Source organism: Streptomyces sp. TAA040, from assembly GCF_000424845.1.
In genome coordinates, this window is the sequence record NZ_AUKR01000005.1 from 351,830 (window position 1) to 368,484 (window position 16,655).

General features: G+C 74.1%; 13 protein-coding genes and 1 pseudogene. 1 reads left to right on the forward strand and 13 read right to left on the reverse strand.

Annotated features, from left to right (window positions below; all coding sequences use genetic code 11):
* Positions 1 to 54: 54 nt before the first annotated feature.
* The 12 genes and pseudogenes from H300_RS0105545 to H300_RS0105595 all read right to left on the reverse strand — a co-directional run bounded on the left by H300_RS0105545 (position 55) and on the right by H300_RS0105595 (position 14,117).
* Positions 55 to 849, reverse strand: coding sequence for a S16 family serine protease (locus tag H300_RS0105545; RefSeq protein ID WP_028426649.1), 795 nt, complete (start codon positions 847 to 849; stop codon positions 55 to 57).
* 36 nt (positions 850 to 885) lie between these two features.
* Positions 886 to 1,530, reverse strand: a complete 645-nt coding sequence (locus tag H300_RS0105550) for a helix-turn-helix domain-containing protein (RefSeq protein WP_028426650.1) — start codon at positions 1,528 to 1,530, stop codon at positions 886 to 888.
* A 281-nt stretch (positions 1,531 to 1,811) separates the two neighbouring features.
* Positions 1,812 to 3,590 carry a DEAD/DEAH box helicase gene (locus H300_RS0105555; RefSeq protein ID WP_028426651.1) on the reverse strand — a complete coding sequence of 593 codons (1,779 nt, stop codon included), beginning with the start codon at positions 3,588 to 3,590 and terminating at the stop codon, positions 1,812 to 1,814.
* A 188-nt stretch (positions 3,591 to 3,778) separates the two neighbouring features.
* Complete coding sequence (locus tag H300_RS0105560) at positions 3,779 to 6,094, reverse strand: molybdopterin cofactor-binding domain-containing protein (RefSeq protein WP_028426652.1); 2,316 nt, start codon at positions 6,092 to 6,094, stop codon at positions 3,779 to 3,781.
* A complete protein-coding gene (locus tag H300_RS0105565; protein ID WP_028426653.1) occupies positions 6,091 to 7,560 on the reverse strand; it encodes a 2Fe-2S iron-sulfur cluster-binding protein in 1,470 nt (489 codons plus the stop codon). Before H300_RS0105565 ends, H300_RS0105560 begins: the two co-directional genes overlap by 4 nt.
* Positions 7,557 to 8,486, reverse strand: coding sequence for an FAD binding domain-containing protein (locus H300_RS0105570; RefSeq protein ID WP_028426654.1), 930 nt, complete (start codon positions 8,484 to 8,486; stop codon positions 7,557 to 7,559). The genes H300_RS0105565 and H300_RS0105570 overlap by 4 nt, the downstream gene beginning before the upstream one ends.
* A gap of 287 nt (positions 8,487 to 8,773) precedes the next feature.
* On the reverse strand, positions 8,774 to 10,549 hold the full coding sequence (locus tag H300_RS0105575) for a beta-N-acetylhexosaminidase (RefSeq protein WP_037979140.1): 1,776 nt from the start codon (positions 10,547 to 10,549) through the stop codon (positions 8,774 to 8,776).
* Positions 10,550 to 10,688: 139 nt separating this feature from the next.
* Positions 10,689 to 11,378, reverse strand: a complete 690-nt coding sequence (locus H300_RS25100; protein ID WP_486583565.1) for a carbohydrate ABC transporter permease — start codon at positions 11,376 to 11,378, stop codon at positions 10,689 to 10,691.
* 47 nt (positions 11,379 to 11,425) lie between these two features.
* Positions 11,426 to 11,698 (reverse strand): annotated as a pseudogene (locus H300_RS32180) (hypothetical protein); the annotation flags it as partial.
* A 34-nt stretch (positions 11,699 to 11,732) separates the two neighbouring features.
* A complete protein-coding gene (locus H300_RS0105585) occupies positions 11,733 to 12,962 on the reverse strand; it encodes a hypothetical protein (protein ID WP_028426656.1) in 1,230 nt (409 codons plus the stop codon).
* Positions 12,963 to 13,108: 146 nt separating this feature from the next.
* Positions 13,109 to 13,405, reverse strand: a complete 297-nt coding sequence (locus tag H300_RS0105590; protein WP_028426657.1) for a DUF3039 domain-containing protein — start codon at positions 13,403 to 13,405, stop codon at positions 13,109 to 13,111.
* 151 nt (positions 13,406 to 13,556) lie between these two features.
* The gene (locus H300_RS0105595; RefSeq protein ID WP_028426658.1) at positions 13,557 to 14,117 is read right to left on the reverse strand and encodes a YqgE/AlgH family protein; all 561 of its coding nucleotides are present in this window, start codon (positions 14,115 to 14,117) and stop codon (positions 13,557 to 13,559) included.
* A gap of 240 nt (positions 14,118 to 14,357) precedes the next feature.
* Here H300_RS0105595 and murA point away from each other — a divergent pair, with 240 nt between their 5' ends.
* Positions 14,358 to 15,683 carry a UDP-N-acetylglucosamine 1-carboxyvinyltransferase gene (murA, locus tag H300_RS0105600; RefSeq protein ID WP_028426659.1) on the forward strand — a complete coding sequence of 442 codons (1,326 nt, stop codon included), beginning with the start codon at positions 14,358 to 14,360 and terminating at the stop codon, positions 15,681 to 15,683.
* A 203-nt stretch (positions 15,684 to 15,886) separates the two neighbouring features.
* Here the strand turns inward: murA and H300_RS0105605 are convergent, their stop codons facing one another.
* The gene (locus H300_RS0105605; protein WP_028426660.1) at positions 15,887 to 16,267 is read right to left on the reverse strand and encodes a hypothetical protein; all 381 of its coding nucleotides are present in this window, start codon (positions 16,265 to 16,267) and stop codon (positions 15,887 to 15,889) included.
* Between the last annotated feature and the right edge of the window lie 388 nt (positions 16,268 to 16,655).

Below are 16,655 nucleotides of genomic sequence, written 5' to 3' on the forward strand. Positions count from 1 at the left end.
CCGGGCGGGTTCGCCCAGCGGTACCCGGGCGCCGGGAGCCTCGGGTCCGGGTGGTCAGCAGCCGGGCAGCGGATCGCCGGCCCGCAGGGCGGCGAGCGACTCCAGCGTCCCCTCCAGGGTGGTCACCGGCACCAGGCGCAGTCCCTCGGGCCGCTCGGCCCGGGCGTCGGCGCACTCGGCCGCAGGCACCAGGAAGACGGTCGCACCGTCCCGGGCGGCGGCCTGCGTCTTCAGGGCGACCCCGCCCACCGGGCCGACCTCGCCGTTCGCGGCGATGGTGCCGGTACCGGCGATCGTCCGGCCGCCGGTGAGGGTGCCGCCGGCACCGTCGCCGTCAAGCTTCTCGACAACGCCGAGCGCGAAGAGCAGACCGGCGCTGGGACCGCCGACGTCCTCCAGGCGCAACTCGACGTCCACCTCGTCCTCGTCGGTGCCGAGCTGCCGCAAAGCGGCGGTCACCGCGGCGCTCTGGGACTCCGTCATCTCCGCCCGGTTGTGCCGGCGGATCTCCTCCAGGTCGTCGCCGACCGGGTACACGGCGTCGAGCGGCATCACCGCGCGGTCCCCGGCCAGCCAACCGCCGGCCACCTCGGGCAGCCGCACGGTGTCGTCCGGGGAGGTGGCCGCGATGGTGGTCATCAGCAGCTCACCCGCATCCCCGCCCGCCGGGCGGGCGGCGGCCTCGACCGTGATCACCGGGCGGCCGCCGTCCTCGCCCAGGACGTCGGTCGTGATGCCGGGCTGGGCGACGGCGTAGGGCAGCGGGGCGAGCGCGGCCACCGCGAGCAGCGCGACGACCGGGGCGGCGCAGAGCGCGGGGACGGCGGCACGGAGGGAGAGGCGAGGCATCACCCCTGCAATCTAGAGCACCCGCCCGGGCGCCGTTCAGCGCAGGGCGTCCGCGACCTCCTGCGCAGCCGTGACCACCCGGGTGCCGACCTGGGCGGGCACCGAGTCGGAGAGCATCACCACACCGACGCTGCCCTCGATCCCGCCCACGCCGAGCAGCGGGGCGGCGGCTCCGCTGGCTCCGGCCTCCAACTCGCCGTGGGTGAGCACGAAGCCGTCGCAGCGCTCCTGGTCGGGACGGCGGCCGTCCAGGATCGCCCGGCCCGCCGCGCCGCGGTCCAGCGGATGGCGGAACCCCGTCCGGTAGGCGACGTGGTAGTCCGTCCAGGTCGGCTCCACCACGGCGACCGCGAGAGCGTCGCTGCCGTCGACGAGGGTCAGGTGCGCCGTGGCACCGACGTCCTCCGCCAGCGAGCGCAGTGCCGGCAGCGCCGCCTCCCGCACCAGCGGCTGGACCTGCCTGCCCAGCCGCAGCACGCCCAGCCCGACCCTGGCCCGGCCGCCCAGGTCGCGGCGGATCAGGGTGTGCTGCTCCAGTGTGGCCAGTAGTCGGTAGATCACGGTCCGGTTGACGCCGAGCTTGGTGGACAGCTCGGTCACGGTCAGTCCGTGGTCCGTGTCGGCCAGCAGCTTCAGGACCCGCAGTCCCCGGTCGAGCGTCTGAGAAGTCTCCGCGGTCACGACGCCCTCTCCTCGCGTGAGTGGCGGCGGCGGCCTCCCCCGAACGCAGTCCGCAGTCCGCCGCCCGTCCCGGCGGGCAGCGGCATGCGCTGTGAAGGCCACCGGTCGCTCTGGTAGGCCGCACCGGCTGCGCTCCGCGGCGGCGCTGCCACGGGGCGTGTGCGTGACGGGAAACCTAGCGACCGGCACCGCTCACCGGAAGACTCCGTCCAGAATCCGGGCAATATCCGCGCGATGTGACCCGCTGTGCGGGGAAATGTTCTTCACACGGCGGCTGCGCGTCACCGCATTCTGGTCGCCCACTCCTGGACCTTGGCCACCCGTTGCCGCAACTGCCCCGCGGTGGCCTCCGCACTGGGCGGGCCGCCGCACACCCGGCGCAGCTCGGTGTGGATCACACCGTGCGGCTTGCCGCTCTGGTGCACGTACGCGCCGACCAGTCCGTTGAGCTGCTTGCGCAGCTCCATCAGCTCCTTGTGGGTGACCACCGGGCGCCGCTCGGCCGGCACCTCCAGCAGGTCGGCCTCGTCGTCGGGCCGCTTGCGGCTGTGCGCGATCTGCTTCGCCTGCCGCTTCTGGAGCAGCATCTGCACCTGGTCGGGCTCCAGCAGGCCCGGGATGCCGAGGTAGTCCTGCTCCTCCTCGCTGCCCGGGTGCGCCTGCATGCCGAACTCGGCGCCGTCGTACATCACCCGGTCGAAGACGGCCTCGGACTCCAGTGCCTCGAAGGGGAGCTGCTCCTCGCCGGTGTCCTCGTCCTGCTGCTTCTCGGCCTCCGCGAGGAGGTCGGCCTCCTCGGCGTACGGATCCTCCTCGGCCTTCTTCGGCTTGTCCAGCACATGGTCGCGCTCGACCTCCATCTCGTGCGCGAAACCGAGCAGCATGGGGATCGTCGGCAGGAAGACGGACGCCGTCTCGCCGCGGCGGCGGGACCGGACGAAACGACCCACCGCCTGGGCGAAGAACAGCGGCGTGGAGATGGTGGTGGCGTAGACGCCCACCGCCAGCCGCGGGACGTCGACGCCCTCGGAGACCATCCGGACCGCGACCATCCAGCGGTCGTCGGAGCGGGTGAAGTCCTCGATGCGCTGGGAGGAGCCGGTGTCGTCGGAGAGGACGACGGTGGCGGGGCGGCCGGTGATCTCGCGGAGCAGTTTGGCGTAGGCGCGGGCGGAGTCCTGGTCACTGGCGATGACCAGTCCGCCGGCGTCCGGAATGGCCTTGCGGACCTCGCCGAGCCGCCGGTCGGCGGCCCGCAGCACGCTCGGCATCCACTCCCCCCGCGGGTCCAGCGCGGTGCGCCAGGCCTGCGAGACGGCGTCCTTGGTCATCGGCTCGCCCAGTCGGGCGGCGATCTCGTCCCCCGCCTTGGTCCGCCAGCGCATGCTGCCGCTGTAGGAGAGGAAGATGACCGGACGGACCACGCCGTCGCCGAGCGCGCTGCCGTAGCCGTAGGTGTAGTCGGCGACGGAGCGGCGGATGCCGTCGTTGCCCTCGGCGTACTCCACGAACGGGATCGGGTTGGTGTCCGAACGGAACGGGGTGCCGGTCAGGGTGAGCCTGCGGGTCGCCGGGTCGAATGCCTCCGAGCACGCCTCCCCCCAGGACTTGGAGTCGCCGGCGTGGTGGATCTCGTCCAGGATGACCAGCGTCTTGCGCTGCTCGCAGCGGTTGCGGTGCAGCATCGGACGCACTCCGACACCGGCGTAGGTGACGGCGACGCCGTGGTACTCCTTGCCGACCGGACCCGCGCTGTACGCGGGGTCCAGCTTGATCCCTGTCCGCGCCGCCGCCTCGGCCCACTGCTTCTTCAGGTGCTCGGTGGGCGCCACCACCGTCACCTGCTGGACCACGTGGTGGTGGAGCAGCCAGGAGGCGAGGGTGAGCGCGAAGGTGGTCTTGCCGGCGCCGGGGGTGGCCACCGCGAGGAAGTCCCGCGGCTGCTTCTCCAGGTACTGGTCCATCGCGGCCTGCTGCCAGGCGCGGAGCTTGCCGGCCGTGCCCCAGGGGGCGCGGCCGGGGAAGGCCGGGGACAGATGGTGCGAGGCGGTGGTAGTCACGGTCTCCGTCGGGCTGGGTCGGGGATCGGCAACCGCGTCAGCCTACCGCTGCCGGCGGCCCGGGCCGCCGGTGACGCCCGGACCGGAAGCAAGTGCGGTACGGGTCACACTCGCCCGTTCGCGTGCGGCGCGCGCGGGGCCGCGGGAAGGGGATCGGCCCGTCGGGCCACCGCTGCGGGGGCGGACGCTCAGGGCAGGACGACGGCGGCCTGCGGGCGGATCGGCAGCCGGTTCACCGGGCGCCCGGTGGCGGCCCGCACCGCGGCGGCGATCGCGGCCGGAGAGACGACCACCGGCACGGCGCTGACCGACTTGGCGCCGAACGGCGCGACCACGTCCCGCTCCTCCACCAGCCTCACGATCCGCATGGCCGGGGCGTCCAGCGCGGTGGGCAGCGCGTACCCGGTGAAGTCGGGGTGCCGGACCACGCCCTTGGCCACCCGCAGGTGCTCGGTGAGCGCGGCACCCGCGCCCTGGGTCAGTCCGGCCTCGATCCGGGCCCGCACCTGCTCGGGGTTGAGCACCCGGCCGACGTCCTGGGCGATGGCCAGTTCCACCACCCGCACCGAGCCCAGCTCCACGTCCACGTCCACCACCGCGCGCACCGCGGCGAAGGCGAGGCCGACGAACGCGTCGCCCTGCCCGGTGTCGTCCAGCGGTTCGGTCGGGTGCGGGCGGCACTGCGCGGTGGCCCACAGCTCCTTGCCGTCCAGCGCCTCGGCGACGGTGGTGGACAGCACGCCGTCGTAGGAGGTGATCTTGCCGTCGGCGATGGTGAGCAGCTCGGCGGACATCCCGAACTTCGCCGCCAGCGGTTGCAGGAGCTGCGTGCGGACCATCTTGGCCGCCCGCTCGACGGCGCCGCCGGAGACCCAGGTGTGGCGGCCCCGGGCGGCGGGCCCGGCGGGCGGCTGGTCCGTGTCGACCGGCGCCACGTGCACCTCGTCCACGCCCAGGATCTCCTGGACGATCTGCCGGGCCAGCGTGGTGAAGCCCTGGCCGGTGTCCACCGCGGCACACAGGACGGTGGCGACCGGACCGTCCACCTTCACGGTGGCGGTGGAGACCTCGTCAGCGCCCTCCGCACCCAGCATGTGCACCATACCCAGGGCATACCCGACGCCGCGTCTGACCGCGCCGGGGTCGCCCGCTCCCTCCGGGCCGCCGGGCAGCAGCCACTCGCCCTCGGTCTGCTCGCTGGGCAGCGCGGGCAGCGGTGCCTCCCGGACGGCCTGGAGCAGCTCGGCGACCGGAGCCGGGCATGTGATGGTCTGGCCGGTGGGCAGCAGATCGCCGGTGGCGAGCACGTTGCGGGCGCGCAGTTCGGCCGGCTCGATGCCGAGCTGTGCGGCGAGCTTGTCCATCTGGCCCTCGTACGCGGCGCACACCTGCATGGCGCCCTCGCCGCGGACGTGGCCGGCGGGCGGGTTGTTGGTGCGCACCGCCCAGCCGTCCACCAGGGCGTGCGGCACCACGTACGGGCCCGCGGCGAAGGAGACCGCGGCGGCCAGCACCTCCGCGGAGCTGTCCGCGTAGGCACCGGCGTCGAGCAGGATCTGCGCCTCCACCTTCACCAGGCGGCCCTCGGCGTCGGCGTGGTGCCGGTAGCGCAGCAGAGTGGGGTGGCGGTGCGCGTGCCCGAGGAAGGAGTCCTCGCGGCCCGCGGCGAGCTTCACCGGGCATCCGGTCCGCATCGCGAGCAGGCCCAGGGGGAGCTGGATGCTGAGGTCCTCGCGGTCGCCCATGGCGCCGGGCACCCCGGTGACGACGACCTTGACCTGCTCGGGGTCGAGTCCGAAGCAGGCCGCGGCGAGGTCGCGGTCGGTGTGCGGGTCGGTGGAGGCGGTGTAGATCTCGACGCCACCGTCCGGACGGGGCACCGCGAGGCCGGCCTCGGCGCCGATCGGGGCCGGGTCCTGGCGGCCGATCCGGTACAGCCCCTCCACCACGACCTCACCGGTCGCCTCCGGGTCGCCGTAGCGCAGCGGGATGTGTCGGATCAGGTTGCCGTCGGGGTGGATCGGCTCCGCCTCGAAGGTCTGCTCCGGGTCGGTCAGCGGCTCCAGCACCTCGTACTCGACGGCGATGGCGGCGACCGCCAGCCGCGCGGTGTCCGGGTGGTCGGCGGCCACGGCCGCGATGGCCTCGCCGTAGTGGCGGACGACGTCCCGGGCGAAGGCCGGGCGGTCCACGACGGTGCGTCCGTAGTTGGCCTCACCGGGCACGTCCTCGTGCGTGACGACCGCGCGGACGCCCGGCACGGCCGCGGCCTCGGCGGTGTCGATCGACAGGATCCGGGCGTGCGGGTGCGGAGCCCGCAGTACCGCGGCCCAGAGCAGGCCCTCGGCCCACAGGTCGGCGGCGTAGGGGTAGGTGCCCTGCGCCTTGGTGAGCGCGTCGGTGGACTTCAGCGAGGTGCCGATGCCGTGCGGCTCGGTGGACACCGGCGGCGGCAGCGGGGTGCCGCCGGCGGGCGTCGCGGTGGCCGCGTCACTGGACGTCACTGTGCGCCTCCCTCGTCACCGGGCCCGGCCTGCTGCGGGATACGGGATCCCGCGGGCTCGGCGGAACCGTCGGGGCCGTCGCCCTGCGGCTGCGGTCCCTCCTCGCCGTGCGGGTTCCTGCCGTCCGTCGCGGCGTGCCGGGCGGCCGTAGCGCGGCCGGTGGCGACCTCGCGGACCGCCTCCAGCACCCCGCGGTAGCCGGAGCAGCGGCAGAGGTTGCCGCAGAGCGCCTTGCGCATCTCCAGCTCGGTCGGGGCGTGGTTGCCTGCCAGCAGGTCGTGCACGGTCATCGCCATCCCCGGCACGCAGAAGCCGCACTGCACACCCGCCCGTTCGGCCAGCGCGCGCTGGACGTCGGAGGGGTTCCCGTCGACGGACAGGCCCTCGACGGTACGGATCTCGGACCCGGCCGCGGTCGCGCCGGGCACCAGGCAGGAGGCGACCAGCCGGCCGTCGACCTGCACGGAGCAGGCGCCGCACTCGCCCTGCGAGCAGCCGTCCTTGGCGCCGGCGAGACCCAGCCGCTCGCGCAGCACGTAGAGCAGCGACTCGCCGATCCACGCGTCGGTGACCGGTCGGTCGGCGCCGTTGACGTGCAGCAGGTAGGAGGCGAGCGGGTGCTCGTCGTCCGCCTCGGACCGGTCGGCGTCCGCGGGCGCCTCGAGCTCGTCGGGGCCCTCGGCGCCGTCGCGGCCGTCGGGCTCTGCCCCGTCCGCCGGGCCGTCGGCGGCGGCGGTGCCGGGCGCGTCCTCGGCGGGGAGATCCGCGACCGGGTCGGCGCCGGGTGCGCCGGCCGGGGGGCCGGAAGACTGCCCGGGGATGAGCACCTGCCCGGGCGCAGGGTACGGACCGAAGCCCTCGACGCTGTGGCCGCCCCCGGTGCCGTTCGGGAGCGGGGCGCTCTCCGCCGGGGTGCTGAGCGCTCCGGGCGGGGCGCCCGGGTCCGCGGACCGCGGCGGGGGCAGGTCGTACGGGAGCGGCACCCCGGACCCGTGGCCCGCCGGCGCGTAGCCGTACGGGTCCTGCGGCTGCCCGCCGCCGGGAGCGGGCCACTGCTCGCCGGCGGGCGGGGCCTCCGCCCAGTCGACGCCGGGGGCGGGCTGGGTGCGGGCCTCGTGCGAGCCGGCCAGCGCGGCGGCAGCGCCCTGGCCCATCGCGGCGCCTTGCGGCTGCTCGTCGGGCGGCGGACCGGACTCCTCGGGCGACGCCGGCTCGGGGCCGGCATCCGCGAAGGGCAGGGTCCAGTGCCCGGTGCTCGCGGGGTCGAGCGAGGCGGCGGGCGTCATCGGGCCGAGAACCGGCGGCGCCCAGTCGGGCCCCGCGCCGGGAGCGGCCAGCGGGGACTCACCGGGCCCGACGCCGGGGTCGGAACCGGGAAGCTGTATGAAGGCGGTGGCGTCGGCGTCGTACTCGCCGCCCCAGCCGCCCGTCGGGGTGGACGGAGCCGGCTGCTGGTCGTTGCTCATGCGAGCGCCCTCCCGAGTCCCCGGCGGGCCAATGCGGCCACAGTACGCCGCAACTGGAGGGCCGCGGGCGGAAGTGGCACCGGTTCCCCGCCCTCCTCCGCGGGCGGCGGATCCGGAATGCACGCCATCGCGACATACACCCCGAAAGCGTTCAGTGCCTCGGGGGCGAGCGCGGTCGCCCCCTTCTCGGTCACCACCGACCAGTCGATCAGCGAGGCGATCCACTGCTCGGCGTCCAGTGGGCGCAGCGGCATCGGCGCCACGGCGCCGATCGCGCAGCGCACGCCGCGCCGCCCCGGATCCAGGACGACCGCGGCGGAGGCCAGCGCCCGGCCCGGCCCGGTGCGGCCGGTGGCCTTCAGGAAGGCCTGCGGCGCGTAGAGCATCGGCACCCGGACGTGTCCGACGATCTCACCGGGCCGGAGCATCTCGATCCCCGCGAGCAGGTGGCTGACCGGCAGTTCGCGCGCGACGCCGTGCGGACCGGCGACCAGCAGCGTCGCCTCCAGCGCGGCGAGGACGGGCAGGGTGTCGCCGGACGGCGCGGCGCTGACGATGTTGCCCCCGAGCGTCGCGGAGTTGCGGATCTGGGGCGGCCCGGCGGCGCGGGCGGCGGCGGCGAGCGCGGGGAAGAGCGCGGCGAAGTCGGGGCGGCCCATGCGGGCCATGGTGAGACCGGCGCCCAGCAGGCCGTGCCGGTCCTGGTACTCCCAGCCGCGGATCTCGCTGATCCGGCCCAGACCGACCAGGGCGGCGGGCCGCAACTGCCCGGAGTTCACGGCGACCATCAGGTCGGTGCCACCCGCCACGGGCACGGCGGCGGGCGCGGCGGCGAGCGCGGCCACGGCCTCGTCGAGGGTGGCCGGCGCCGCCACGGGCCCCGTGACCCCCGGCCCGTACGGCACATGCGGTGCGTGCGTGCTCACTCCAGCGGCCCCTTCCCCGGTCGTCCCGGCTGCCCAGCCGTACGGTACGTGCTCAGAGCCCGGACGTGGCAACTCTGGCACATCTCCGGGCCGGCCTCACGCCAGGGTCCGTACAGCGGACAGCCGGTGAGCGACGGGGTGTTCCAGGGCCGCGACGCGGGCGTTCCGCCGCTTTTCTGCCACTTCGGGAGATTAACGGAACATTCCTGCCCCTCACGGGGCTCCCCGCCGGAGCGGCTGTCGTCCGTCGGCTCCCGGGGCTTCCCCGGGAGCCTGCCGCCGCTCTGTCACACGGCCGGGGGCGCCCCCTCGACCGGCCGTCCGAGCACTCCCGGGCGGCGCTGCCAGGGCAGCGGCCCGGACGGCGGGCGGTAGTCCACGCCGAAGGCGTCGAGCCGGGCGTAGTGCGCGTCGTGCATGCGGCGTTCGAAGTCTGCCCAGTCACGCCGCTCCGGGGCGCTCCAGGCCACCTCGGCGAGGGCCGCCAGCCGCGGGAAGAGCTGGTAGTCGATCCGCTGCCGGGTCTCGGTCACCTCGGTCCACATGTTGGCCTGGGTTCCGAGGACGTGCGCGACCTGCGGGGTCCCGGCGAGCTCCGGCGGCACCGGTTCGAAGGCGTAGACGTCGCGCAGGGTGCGGACGTAGCCGATCGGCACCGGCTCGTCGGGGCCGTCCGCCTGCCGGTGGTCGAGGTAGACCTGCTGCTCGGGGCACATGACCACGTCGTGCCCGGCCCGCGCGGCGGCGATGCCGCCGGCGTAGCCCCGCCAGGAGGAGACGGCCGCACCCGGCGGCAGACCGCCCTCCAGGATCTCGTCCCAGCCGATCAGGCGGCGGCCGCGCTCGGTGAGCCAGGTATCGAAGTGCCGGATGAACCAGGACTGGAGTGCGTCCTCGTCCGCCAGCCCCAGCTCCGCGATCCGGGCCTGCGCGGCCGGCGAGGCCCGCCACTCGTCCTTGAGGCACTCGTCGCCGCCGATGTGGACGAAGTGGCCGGGGAAGAGCTCCAGCACCTCCTCCAGCACGTCCTCGTAGAACCGCAGGGTGCGCTCGGTGGGGGCCAGCACGTGCGGGCTGATGCCCCAGTCCGTCCAGACCTCCAGCGCAGTGGTGTCCACCACGTCGGTGTTGCCCAGTTCGGGGCAGGCGGTGATGGCGGCCTGCGAGTGGCCGGGCACGTCGACCTCCGGGACGACGGTGATGTGCCGCTCGGCCGCGTAGGCGACGATCTCCCGGATGTCGTCCCGGCTGTAGAAGCCGCCGTGCGGGCGCGCGTCCCAGAGGTCGGAGGCGCGGTGCCCGATCTTGGTGCGGCGGCGCCAGGCGCCTTCCCGGGTGAGTTCCGGGTGGCTCCCGACCTCAATGCGCCAGCCCTGGTCGTCGGTCAGGTGGAAGTGCAGGACGTTGAGTTTGTGCGCGGCCATCAGGTCCAGGTACCGCAGGACGCCGTCCTTGGGCGTGAAGTGCCGGGACACGTCCAGCATCAGCCCGCGCCAGCCGAACCGCGGCGCGTCCCGGACGCCAGTGTGCGGAACCGCCCACTGGCGGCGGCCGGAGACCGGGGCCCGCCGGCAGGCCTCCGGGCCGAGCAGTTGGCGCAGCGTCTGCGCACCCCAGAAGACCCCGGCCGGCCCGTCGCCGACCAGGTCGATCCCGGAGGCATCGACCGTCAGCCGGTACCCCTCCGCGCCGCCCGCCGGCGCAGTCCCCGGATCTCCGTCCGGGGACTGCGCCGGCGGGCCCTTCGGCCCCTCGCCGGCGGCGGCCACCGCGAGCCGGATGTCCGGTCGCGCCACCGGGGCGCCTACGGCGCCGGGCGTACCGGCCGGCGGCAGCGGCAGTCCGGTGGCGTCGCCGAGGACGCCGCGCAGCCAGCGGGCCGCCCCCTCGGTGCCCGGTCCGGCGTCGATGCCGGACGCGTCGTCCAGCGGGTAGCTGCCGGACGCGGCACGCACCTCCCGGGGCACCGGCAGCAGGCAGCCGGCCGCCCCCTCGGGGGCGGAGCCGCCGGGAGCGGACGTGCCGGGGGCGGGTGTCGGTACTGCGGGGCGCGTGGGGTCCATCGCGGTCCCTCCTGTGGGACGGGTGCGGCCTGGAACGGGCCGGGCGCACGGGGCGGGTGGCTCTCCGGGGCGGCTGCTCCCCGGAGAGCCACCCCGGGAGGTGGGCTCCCCCGGGGGCGGCACGGGTGCGGGGGCGCTCTCAGTCCTTGACCGCTCCGCCGAGGCCGGAAACCAGGCGGCGCTGCACGAACACGAAGAAGATCAGGACAGGAACGGTCATCACGGCCGAGGCCGCCATCACCCCGCCCCAGTCCGGGGTCTCGGTGTCGAAGAAGACGAGCAGCGCCATCGGCAGCGTGGAGTTCTCGGTGGCGCTGATGGTGAAGGACTTCGCGAACAGGGAGTCGTTCCAGGTCGAGAGGAACGAGAAGACGCTGACCGCGGCGAGCCCGGGGAACACCAGAGGGAAGAGGATCTGCCACAGGAACCGCGCCCGGCTCGCGCCGTCGATGTACGCCTGCTCCTCCAGCGAGTCCGACACGGCCTTCACGAAGCCCCGCAGCATCCACCCGGCGAAGGGCAGCGAGAAGGCCAGGTGCGGCAGCATCAGGGAGCCGAGGGTGCTGAGCAGTCCGGCGTCCCGCATGAGGAAGAACATCGGAATGGTCAGCGCCTCGATCGGCACCACCTGGGCGACCAGGAACATGATCAGCAGCGTGGTGCGGAACGTGAACCGCAAGCGGGTCACCGCGGTGGCGGCGAGAAAGGCGATGAGTGCGGAGGCGAGCACCACCAGCACCGCCACCAGCAGGCTGTTGAGGAAATGGCGTCCGAAGTCCTGCTGCTCGAAAACCCGGCGGAAGGAATCCAGCGTGGGGATCAGGTCCACGGGCGGGGCTCGTTGGACTGCACCTCCCCGGCCGGTTTGAACGCCGAGAGGACCAGCAGGAAGGCGCTGTACCGGCCGTAGGTCCAGGAGAAGTCGGACAGCCCGAGCAGCTTGTTGACCGGCCCGAAGTCGGCGTCGAAGAGGAACACCCACACGGTGGCGGCGAGTACGGTCCAGAACCGGCTGTCGCCGAACAGATCGGCGTAGTTGGCCAGTCCCACGAAACGGGTCGGCTCACCGCCGCTCACCTGGGCCTGGGTGTACTCCAGGAAGGGGGCGCGAGTCGGGCCTGCGTCGCGCGGGTGCGCGGCGGTCGTCACGGGAGCGCGGTCGGTCCGCGCCCGCGTGCTCCGCTCACTGCGCGCCGCGGCGGGCACGCTCGCGTCGGAGCCGCCACCCGATGGCCGGCACCGCGCACAGGAACCAGGCGAGCTGCCCGAGGAAGAGCGCCTGCCACCACTCGGCGGTCGTGACACCCGCCAGCGCCAGCCCCGACACCGCGCCGCACAGCAGGAGGAGCGCCAGCGACTGGAGCTCCACCAGCGGACTGCGCAGGACCACCTCCCGCAGCAGGCGCTCGCCCGCCCACCAGCCCGCCGCGGCGGCGAGTACCACGAGCACGACCGGCACCGCGGCCACGGCGAGGAGCACCCCGGCGAGCGGCCACGGACGCCCGTCCGCCGCCGCCGCGGTCAGCGGCCCGGTGGCCAGGAACGGCAGCACCGGCAGGGGCCACCCCGCGGCCAGCACGAGGCAGCGCCGCCGCACCGGGTCCGTTGCCAGCTCGACGCGGGCGGCGGCCCGGGCGGACTGGAGCCGTCCTCCCGGCCCCGTCCCCGTCCGACGGACACCCGCCGTCCAGAGCACCGCGAGCACGGCGAGCAGGAGGGCCGTCAGTGCCAGGGCCCACCGCCAGTCCGCGAGGAGGACGAGCTGCGACGCGAGGAAGAGCAGCACGACCGGCAGCCGGCGCAGCCTCCACCACAGGGAGGGTCGCGCCTCCGGCACCTGGCCGGTGTCCACGCCGAGCGCCTCGGCCGCTTCCCAGGCCCGCTCCCGCTCGGCCCGCTCCCGCCGGCGCCGCTCACCGGCGAGGGAGCGGCGCAGCGAGAGTGACCTGGCGAGGGCGAGCTGGGCCTCCCCCTCGTGCGGGGCCAGCAGCACCGCCCGCCGGGCGGCAGTGATGCTCTCCGGCATCCGGTCCAGCTCCCGGTAGGCGTCCGCCAGCAGCACCAGCGGCCGCCAGTCGGAGGGGTCCGCACTGCCCGCGCGCCGCGCAACCGAGGCGGCCCGGTACTCGTCGCCGAGCGCCAGCAGCACGTGCCCGGCCAAGCAGAGCACCTCGGCCGGCTCGCCGTCGAGGCGCAGCAGCGCCCAGTCCACCGCCTCCCGGCTGCGGGCGGGCTCCCCCTGGAGCGCCCACACGTAGGCGCGCAGCAGGTAGCCGCGGCTGCCGGACCGCAGCACCCAGGCGTCGTCCAGCATGAGCTGCGCCTGGCCGTAGCGGCCCGCCGCGCACAGTTCCTGGACCAGTTGCACCCGGTCCTCGTCGGCGATGTCCCCTTCCGCACCCTCTGCCGCCATGCCCGCCCCCTGTGTGTCGCTCCGGCAGCTCCCGTGCCCCGCCCCCGCAGGCCGCGCGGGCAGTGTGACGGCCCCCGGCGGGCGCGCCGGACAGCGCACCTCGGGGGCCGTGGCAAGCCCTGCGGAACGTCCGGCCTCCGCGGCGGCTACTTCTTGCCGTCGCCCTTGCCGTCCTTGCCGTCCTTGCCCTTGCCGGAGGTCATCGACTCGTAGATCTCCTTGCACATGGGGCAGACCGGGTACTTCTTCGGGTCGCGACCGGGAACCCACACCTTGCCGCACAGCGCGACGACGGGGGTCCCGTCGAGCGCGCTGGCCATGATTTTGTCCTTCTGGACGTAATGGGCATAGCGCTCGTGGTCGCCATCGCCGTGTGACACCTCGGGAGTCGGTTCGACGAGGGTGCCGGTCCCGGTTCCGCGCTCGGGCTCAAGAGTGCTCATGGTGTCCAAGGGTACTCAAGCCCGTTGGCCACCGTGCCCCCTGCGGGACTCCGCCCGCAACCGCCGCCCCGCGCCGCCGGCGCGCCCCCACGAGCACCGGCGACGGTGCCGGGACGACGCGGGGGAACGCCCGTGCGGCCGCGGGCGGGGATCAGTTGAGCGTGGCGTCGTCCGGGTAGGTGGCCACCATCGCCAGTTCGCTGCGCTGCCGGCGCAGCACCGCCCGCCACAGCCCCTCCGGCTCGGGCGCGGAGACGTCCCCCGGTTCGGACTCGACGACGTACCAGGCCCCTTCCGACAGCTCCTCGGCGAGCTGGCCCGGCCCCCACCCGGCGTACCCGGCGAAGATCCGCAACGACCCGAGCTCGGCGGCGAGCATCGCGGGCGGCGCGTCCAGGTCCACCAGCCCGATGGCGCCGTGCACCCGGCGCCATCCCGTCGGACCCTCGGTTCCGGGGATGACCGCCACTCCGAGCGCTGCGTCCAGTGAGACCGGCCCGCCCTGGAAGACCACGCCGGGGTCGCCCGCCAACTCGGCCCAGGGCTCCAGGATGTCGCCCACGCCGACCGGGGTGGGTCGGTTCAGCACCACGCCGAGCGAGCCCTCCTCGTCGTGGTCGAGGAGCAGCACCACCGCGCGGTCGAAGTTCGGATCGGCCAGTGCCGGTGTCGCGACCAGCAGCCGGCCCGTGAGCAAGGACGCCTCGGGCATGCCCCCATGATCCCGCACACCCGCCGCTCGCGGGTAGCGAAGTGCGGACCCGGTTTCGGCACACCCCCGCGGCACGGGTACCGCGCCGGGGCTCCGCGGGTTCCGGTCGTCACGTTCGGCGGTCGCCCGCGAGCGGAGCGTGCCGCCTCGCGACCGGTCCCCGCACCGTTCTACGGATGCACGCCGCTCGACCATTACCATTCCATTTGTCCCCGCCCGCTCCAAGAGATCGCGAGTTCCATGACCGGCAACGATGACGTCCTGCTCGTGCACGGCGGAACCCCGCTGGAAGGCGAGATCCGTGTTCGCGGCGCGAAGAACCTCGTGCCCAAGGCCATGGTCGCCGCCCTGCTGGGCAGCGGGCCGAGCCGGCTCCGCAACGTTCCCGACATTCGCGACGTGCGGGTGGTCCGGGGACTGCTCCAACTGCACGGCGTGACCGTCCGCGGCGGCGAGGAGGCCGCTGAGCTGCTGCTCGACCCGTCCCACGTGGAGAGCGCCAACGTCGCCGACATCGACGCACATGCGGGTTCCTCACGCATCCCGATCCTCTTCTGCGGCCCGCTGCTGCACCGGATCGGCCACGCCTTCATCCCGGGGCTCGGCGGCTGCGACATCGGCGGCCGGCCGATCGACTTCCACTTCGACGTGCTGCGGCAGTTCGGCGCGGTGATCGAGAAGCGGCCCGAGGGGCAGTACCTGGAGGCCCCGCAGCGGCTGCGCGGCACCAGGATCAAGCTCCCGTACCCGTCGGTCGGGACCACCGAACAGGTGCTGCTCACGGCCGTGTTGGCGGAGGGTGTGACCGAACTCTCGAACGCCGCCGTGGAACCCGAGATCGAGGACCTCATCTGCGTCCTGCAGAAGATGGGCGCGATCATCTCGGTGGACACCGACCGGACCATCCGGATCACCGGCGTCGACAAGCTCGGCGGCTACAACCACCGCGCACTGCCGGACCGCCTGGAGGCGGCCTCCTGGGCGTGTGCGGCACTGGCCACGGAGGGCAGTGTCCACGTCCGCGGCGCCAGCCAGCGGGAGATGATGACCTTCCTCAACACCTTCCGCCGGGTCGGCGGGGAGTTCGAGGTGGAGGACGACGGCATCCGGTTCTGGCACCCTGGCGGACCGCTCAAGGCGATCGCCCTGGAGACGGACGTGCACCCCGGGTTCCAGACCGACTGGCAGCAACCCCTGGTGGTGGCGCTGACCCAGGCCTCGGGGCTGTCGATCGTGCACGAGACGGTGTACGAGTCCCGGCTGGGCTTCACCGAGGCGCTCAACCAGATGGGTGCCCACATCCAGCTCTACCGGGAGTGCCTGGGCGGCATGCCGTGCCGCTTCGGGCAGCGCAACTTCCTGCACTCCGCGGTGGTCTCGGGCCCGACCAAGCTCCAGGGTGCCGACCTGGTCATCCCCGACCTGCGCGGCGGCTTCTCGTACCTGATCGCCGCGCTCGCTGCCCAGGGCACCTCCCGGGTGCACGGCATCGAGCTGATCAACCGCGGCTACGAGAACTTCATGGAGAAGCTCCCGGCCCTCGGCGCCAAGGTGGAACGCCCCTGAGGGCCTTCAAGCGGGATGGCCGGCGCCCGGCGACGCTCGCGTTGTGCGTCTCCCACCTCGTCGCGTTGACCACCGTGCGCTGTCCGGAGACGTCGGTGGCGCGAGGCACGCGGGGGTGCCTCGAAAGAGACGGGTGCTTCCGTACCCCATGTGATACGGGGTGGCTCCCGCCGGCGGGAGCCACCCCGTATCAGGGATACCGGTCAGGGGTTGGCGCAGATCGCGTACACGCTGATACCGACGGTGGAGTAGCCGTCCTGTCGACCGAGCCCGATCCAGCCGCGCCCGTCCTCCGTGGGGAAGCTGCCGACCAGCACGGCGCCGTTGCCCTGAGCCTCGGCACCGCCGCCGATGACCTGCTTGCCCCCCGGGCAGTAGACGGTCCGGCGCTGGAAGTTGGGCACGTTGGCGTTGGGGAGCCGAACGATCTGGTAGCCGTCCACGGCTGCGGCCCGCGTCGGCGCCTTGGCTGCGGCGGCCTGGCCGACCACGGACTCACTGGTGGTTGCCTGGGCCGCCCAGCCTGCACCGGACACCAGGGCCAGAGCCAGAACGCCCGCGCCGATTACCCGTCTGCCTCGCATATGAATGTCCTCTCGCGTCGGGGGACCCCCACAGCGGAACTCCCCTCGAACACCATCATCCGGGCACTGAGAGGCCATGAGGTCATAATTCTCCATAAACACCCCAATGGTGTGAATGCGAGGCGCAGGTGAGACGCTCATCGGCCGCGCGCCCTCGCCCGCCGCGCTCGCCACGGGCACCGGCGGTCGACGCGTGCCGCGCGAACACCCGGGGGTGCGCCCTCCCGCCCCCGCGACACTCTCGCGCTCTCGGTCTCCTCCCGATTCCCCGTTCCGACCCGCCCGTCGACGCACGCGTCACCGCTTCCGAGCAACGTCCCCCGGTCTCGGCCGATCCGGTGTACAGGTGAGGACGCCGGGCCCTCGGCCGGGACAGCGCAGTGCACGC